This is a genomic window from Methylobacterium sp. WL116 (genome assembly GCF_008039455.1).
GTDB lineage: Bacteria > Pseudomonadota > Alphaproteobacteria > Rhizobiales > Beijerinckiaceae > Methylobacterium.
The window spans coordinates 1-5,832 of sequence record NZ_VRUV01000288.1 but is presented as its reverse complement, the minus strand read 5'-3'; the positions used below and the strand labels follow the sequence as shown (position 1 = coordinate 5,832).

At 67.8% G+C, this 5,832-nt stretch carries 5 protein-coding genes; all 5 read left to right on the top strand.

All coding sequences use genetic code 11. From position 1 onward, the window contains the following. Positions 1-16 precede the first annotated feature (16 nt). On the top strand, positions 17-358 hold the full coding sequence (locus tag FV223_RS18275) for a hypothetical protein (protein WP_147728354.1): 342 nt from the start codon (positions 17-19) through the stop codon (positions 356-358). 202 nt (positions 359-560) lie between these two features. Next, positions 561-3,641 carry a formate dehydrogenase-N subunit alpha gene (gene fdnG, locus FV223_RS18270; RefSeq protein WP_147728353.1) on the top strand — a complete coding sequence of 1,027 codons (3,081 nt, stop codon included), beginning with the start codon at positions 561-563 and terminating at the stop codon, positions 3,639-3,641. 15 nt (positions 3,642-3,656) lie between these two features. After that, positions 3,657-4,592, top strand: coding sequence for a formate dehydrogenase subunit beta (gene fdxH, locus FV223_RS18265; RefSeq protein ID WP_147728352.1), 936 nt, complete (start codon positions 3,657-3,659; stop codon positions 4,590-4,592). A 183-nt stretch (positions 4,593-4,775) separates the two neighbouring features. Beyond that, on the top strand, positions 4,776-5,495 hold the full coding sequence (locus FV223_RS18260; protein WP_147728351.1) for a formate dehydrogenase subunit gamma: 720 nt from the start codon (positions 4,776-4,778) through the stop codon (positions 5,493-5,495). Positions 5,496-5,499: 4 nt separating this feature from the next. Further along, positions 5,500-5,832: aldo/keto reductase (locus FV223_RS31910; protein ID WP_246689722.1), on the top strand; the 333-nt coding region annotated here is incomplete at its 3' end.

The following is a 5,832-nucleotide window of genomic DNA, read 5'->3' as shown; positions in this document are numbered from 1 at the left end:
ACCCCGGACCCCGCGCGTGCTCCTCCCCCGCCTCATCTCCGCCGCCGCCGCCCTGGCGATCGCGCTCGCCTGCACCCCCGGGCACGCCCAGACCAAGCCCGGCGAGATCAAGGGCGTCGATGCGATGGGCGACAAGTCCCGCAGCGCCAACGACGGCTGGAGCCAGGCCCCCGTGCCGCGGGAGGAATCGGCGGCCAAGGACGCGCCCAATCCCGGCGGCAACGCGACGGCCGAGAACCGCAACCGCGACGTGCCGGGCGCCACGACCGGGTCCTCCTCCGGCACCGAGCCGCAGGCGCCGCTCGATCACCGCACCCCGGGCCCCTCGGGCCAGAACCCGGCCTCCCCGTCCAAGTAAGACGTCCTTAAACCAAGTCTTGCTTCGGCCGGGCTCGGGCCCGGCAAAATATTGCAGCCGCCGCGGGATGGATCGGGCCGGCAAATCGTGGCGGCCCCGACGGCGACAGACCGACGATCTGTGTCACGGAACCGCACTTGCCTCGGCGCGCCAATCCTGGGATGCATGCTGGAATAACTCCAGTTCTGATCGGGATGGACGGATGACGATTCAGGTCTCTCGCCGCGGCCTGCTGAAGGGTGGCGCCGTCACCCTCGCGGGCGGCTCGCTCGGCGCCCTCGGCTTCGGCGGCCTCGAGCCGGCGATGGCGGCGGCGGTGCGCCCCTTCAAGCTCGCGCAGATGCGCGAGACCCGCAACACCTGCCCCTACTGCTCGGTCGCCTGCGGCATCATCCTCTACAGCCTCGGCGACAAGTCGAAGAACGCCCGCTCGGCGGTGATGCACGTCGAGGGCGATCCCGATCACCCGATCAACCGCGGCACGCTCTGCCCGAAGGGCTCGGCGTTGCTCGACTTCATCCAGGCCGAGACCCGGACGAAGTACCCGCTGCACCGCGAGGCCGGCGCGAAGGAGTTCAAGCGCGTCTCCTGGGAATTCGCCTTCGAGCGGATCGCCCGGCTGATGAAGGAGGACCGCGACAAGAACTTCGTGGCCAAGAACGGCGACCTCACGGTCAACCGCTGGACCACGATGGGCTTCCTCGGCGCCTCCGCGACCTCCAACGAGACCGCGTGGCTGACCTACAAGACGGTCCGAAGCATGGGGGCCCTGGTCTTCGACAACCAGGCCAGGGTTTGACACGGCCCATCGGTCGCCAGTCTGGCGCCCTCCTTCGGCCGCGGTGCGATGACCAACCTCTGGATGGACATCAAGCACGCGGACGTCATCACCGTCATGGGCGGCAATGCCGCTGAGGCGCATCCCTGCGGCTTCAAGTGGGTGGTCGAGGCCAAGGCCCACAACAACGCCAAGCTGATCGTCGTCGACCCGCGCTTCACGCGCACCGCGTCGGTGGCCGACCTGTACTGCCCGATCCGCCAGGGGACCGACATCGCGTTCCTGTCGGGCGTGGCCAAGTACCTGCTCGACAACGACAAGCTGCAGCACCGCTACGTCGCGGCGTATTCCAACGCCGGCTATGTCGTGCGCGAGGGCTACGACTTCCAGGACGGGCTGTTCTCCGGCTACGATCCGGAGAAGCGCGACTACGACAAGTCGACCTGGGACTACGAGATCGGTCCGGACGGCTACGCGGTCGTCGACGAGACGATGCAGCACCCGCGCTGCGTCATGCAACTCCTGAAGAAGCACGTCGCGCTCTACACGCCCGAGATGGTGTCGCGGATCTGCGGCTCGCCGCAGGAGACCTTCCTCAAGGTCTGCGAGCTCATCGCCACGACCTCGACGCCCGACCGGACGATGGCCTCGCTCTACGCGCTCGGCTGGACCCACCACTCGAAGGGCTCGCAGAACATCCGCTCGATGTGCATCGTGCAGACCCTGCTCGGCAACATCGGGATGCTGGGCGGCGGCATGCAGGCGCTGCGCGGCCACTCCAACATCCAGGGGCTGACCGACATCGGGCTGATGTCGAACCTCATCCCCGGCTACCTGAACATCCCGATCGAGAAGGAGCCGACCTACCAGTCCTACGCCGAGAAGCGGCAGTTCAAGCCGCTGCGCCCGGGCCAGACCAGCTACTGGTCGAACTACAACAAGTTCTTCGTCTCGTTCCAGAAGGCGATGTGGGGCGAGAAGGCGACCAAGGAGAACGACTGGGCCTACGACTACCTGCCCAAGCTCGACGTGCCGACCTACGACGTGCTGCGCGGCTTCGAGCTGGCGAAGCAAGGCAAGATGACCGGGTACATCATCCAGGGCTTCAACCCCCTGCTGTCGTTCCCCAATCGCGCCAAGATGACGGAAGCCTTCTCCAAGATGAAGTTCATCGTGGTGATGGATCCGCTCAAGACCGAGACCGCGCGGTTCTGGGAGAACCACGGCGAGTACAACGACGTCGACACCGCCTCGATCCAGACCGAGGTGTTCGAGCTGCCGACGACGCTGTTCGCCGAGGAGGAGGGCTCGCTCTCCAACTCCAGCCGCTGGCTGCAATGGCACTGGCAGGCCCAGGACGCGCCGGGCGAGTGCAAGCCCGACATCGACATCATGGCGGGCATCTTCCTGCGCATGAAGGAGATGTACCAGAAGGAGGGCGGCGCCTTCCCGGACGCGATGCTCAACCTGACCTGGAACTACGCGATCGCCCACGAGCCGACCCCGGTCGAGCTCGCGCGCGAGCTGAACGGCTACACGCTCGCCCCGACGCCGGGCCTCGACGGGCAGACCCTGCCGGCCGGGCGTCAGGTCGACGGCTTCGCCCAGCTCAAGGACGACGGCACCACGGCCTGCGGCTGCTGGGTCTACTCGGGCTGCTACACGGAGAAGGGCAACACCATGGCCCGCCGGGACAACACCGATCCCGGCGACCGCGGCATCGCGCCGAACTGGGCCTTCGCCTGGCCGGCCAACCGCCGCGTGCTCTACAACCGCGCCTCGTGCGACCCGGAAGGGAAGCCGTGGTCGGAGAAGAAGAAGCTCATCGAGTGGAACGGCAAGCAGTGGGTCGGCTTCGACGTGCCGGATTACGGCGTCACCGTCGCCCCCGATAAGGGCGTCGGCCCGTTCATCCTCAACCAGGAGGGCGTCGCCCGCCTGTGGACCCGCGGCCTGATGCGCGACGGGCCGTTCCCGACGCACTACGAGCCGTTCGAGTCGCCGATGGCCAACATCCCGTTCCCGCGGGTGAAGGGCAACCCGGCGTCGCGGATCTTCAAGGACGACCTGGCCGATCTCGGCACCTCGGAGGAGTTCCCCTACGCGGCGACGAGCTACCGGCTGACCGAGCACTTCCACGGCTGGACCAAGCATGCCCGGATCAACGCGATCCTCCAGCCGGAGGCCTTCGTCGAGATCTCCGAGCAGCTTGCGAAGGAGAAGGGCATCGTCAAGGGCGGCTGGGTCCGGGTCTGGTCCAAGCGCGGCTCGCTCAAGGCCAAGGCGGTCGTCACCAAGCGCATCAAGCCGCTGATGTGCGACGGGAAGGCCGTCCACGTGGTCGGCATCCCGCAGCATTGGGGCTTCATGGGCCAGACGAAGAAAGGATGGCACCCGAACTCGCTCACCCCGGTGGTCGGCGACGCCAACACCGAGACGCCCGAGTTCAAGGCGTGGCTCGTCAACATCGAGGCGACGACGCCTCCTGCTGACGCCGTCGCGTAAGGGGAGCATCAGACCATGGCCGATTACAGCTCCCTCGACATCCGGCAGCGCTCCGCCTCCACGGAGACGCCGCCGGCCATCCGCTCGCACATGGAGGTCGCCAAGCTCATCGACGTGTCGAAGTGCATCGGCTGCAAGGCCTGCCAGTCGGCCTGCGAGGAGTGGAACGACCTGCGCGACGACGTCGGCGTCAACGTCGGCGTCTACGACAACCCGCACGACCTCACGCCCAAGACGTGGACCCTGATGCGGTTCACCGAGTACGAGAACGAGGCGACCAACAACCTCGAATGGCTGATCCGCAAGGACGGCTGCATGCACTGCACCGATCCGGGCTGCCTGAAGGCGTGCCCGTCCCCCGGCGCGATCGTGCAGTACTCCAACGGCATCGTCGACTTCATCGAGGAGAACTGCATCGGCTGCGGCTACTGCGTGAAGGGCTGCCCGTTCAACATCCCGCGCATCTCCGAGAAGGACCACAAGGCGTACAAGTGCACGCTGTGCTCGGACCGGGTCGCCGTCGGCCAGGCGCCCGCCTGCGCCAAGGCGTGCCCGACCGGCTCGATCATGTTCGGCACCAAGGCCGCGATGATCGAGCAGGCGCACGACCGGGTCGAGGACCTCAAGTCGCGCGGCTTCGAGCATGCCGGCCTGTACGACCCGGCCGGCGTCGGCGGCACGCACGTGATGTACGTGCTCCACCACGCCGACAAGCCGCAGCTCTATGCCGGCCTGCCGCTCGACCCGAAGATCTCGCCGCTGGTCGCCTTCTGGAAGGGCGGCGCCAAGGTGTTCGGGCTCGCCGCGATGGGCTTCGCGGCGGTCGCCGGGTTCTTCCACTACGTCACGGCGGGGCCGAACGAGGTCGTCGCCGAGGAGGAGGAAGAGGCGATCGAGTACGACCACGAGAAGCGCCGCGACGCCGAGAGCGGCGAGGCCCGGCCGCACTGACGGTCACGGGAGGCCGGCGCCGAAGGTGCGCCGGCCTTCCGGCTCCCGTTCGGGGCCACGGGCGCATCGATCGCGCGCGGTGGATCCCGGCGCGCGAGGACGACGCGGCCCTACGATAAGCGCGAGCCTTGTCCGCGATCGGGAGATCGTGGACGATGCTCCAGGTCGAGAGAAGCAGACCCGATGACCGTTCACACCGACATCCGAGACGGCGATGCCCGCCCCTTGCGCGAGGTGCACGAGGCGCCGGAGATCCTCTACGTTCCCCGCTACACCGGCCTGCAGCGCGTCAACCACTGGATCACCGCGATCCTGTTCACCCTGCTGACCCTCTCCGGCCTGGCGATGTTCACGCCGTACCTGTTCTCGCTCACCGGCATCTTCGGCGGGGGCCAGGCGACGCGGGCGATCCACCCGTGGTTCGGCGTGGCGCTGGCGGTCAGCTTCGCGCTGCTGTTCCTGCGCTTCTGGAAGCTCAACATCCCCAACAAGGACGACGTCGCCTGGTCGATGAAGATCGGCGACGTGGTCACCAACCGCGAGGACCGGCTGCCCGAGCTCGGCAAGTATAATGCCGGCCAGAAGGGCGTGTTCTGGGGCCAGACCGCGCTGATCGGGATCATGTTCGTCACCGGGCTGGTGATCTGGGATCAGTACTTCTACCAGTACACCGTCATCGAGACGAAGCGCTGGGCGCTGCTGGCGCACTCGCTCGCCGCGGTCGTCGCCATCGCGATCATCGTCGTGCACATCTACGCCGGCATCTGGGTGCGCGGCACCGGCCGGGCGATGGTGCGCGGCACCGTCACCGGCGGCTGGGCCTATCGCCACCACCGCAAGTGGTTCCGGCAGATCGCCGGCGGCAAGCGCCAGCGCGGCTCCACCGACAAGCGCGGGCACTGACGCCTTGGCCCGTTTCTTCAAGCGCACCCCCGCGGCCGAGCCCGCGGGGCAAGATCCCGCCGCGCAAGATCCCGCCGACACCGCCGGTAAAACCCCGAAACGCCAGAAGCTGCACGAGCTGCAGCCCGATCCGGACCGGATCGGCATCGCCGGCTCGGTGCCCTTCGTCCAGCTCCCCGTCCCGGCCGACCTGTTCGCGAACCGCGCCCTGCGGCTGCAGCTCGACCACATCGACCTCTACCAGATCCACGGCTTCGACCCGGCGACCCCGATCGAGGAGACGGTGCGGGCGCTCGACATCCTCGTCCAGCACGGCCACGTCCGCTACGTCGGCGTC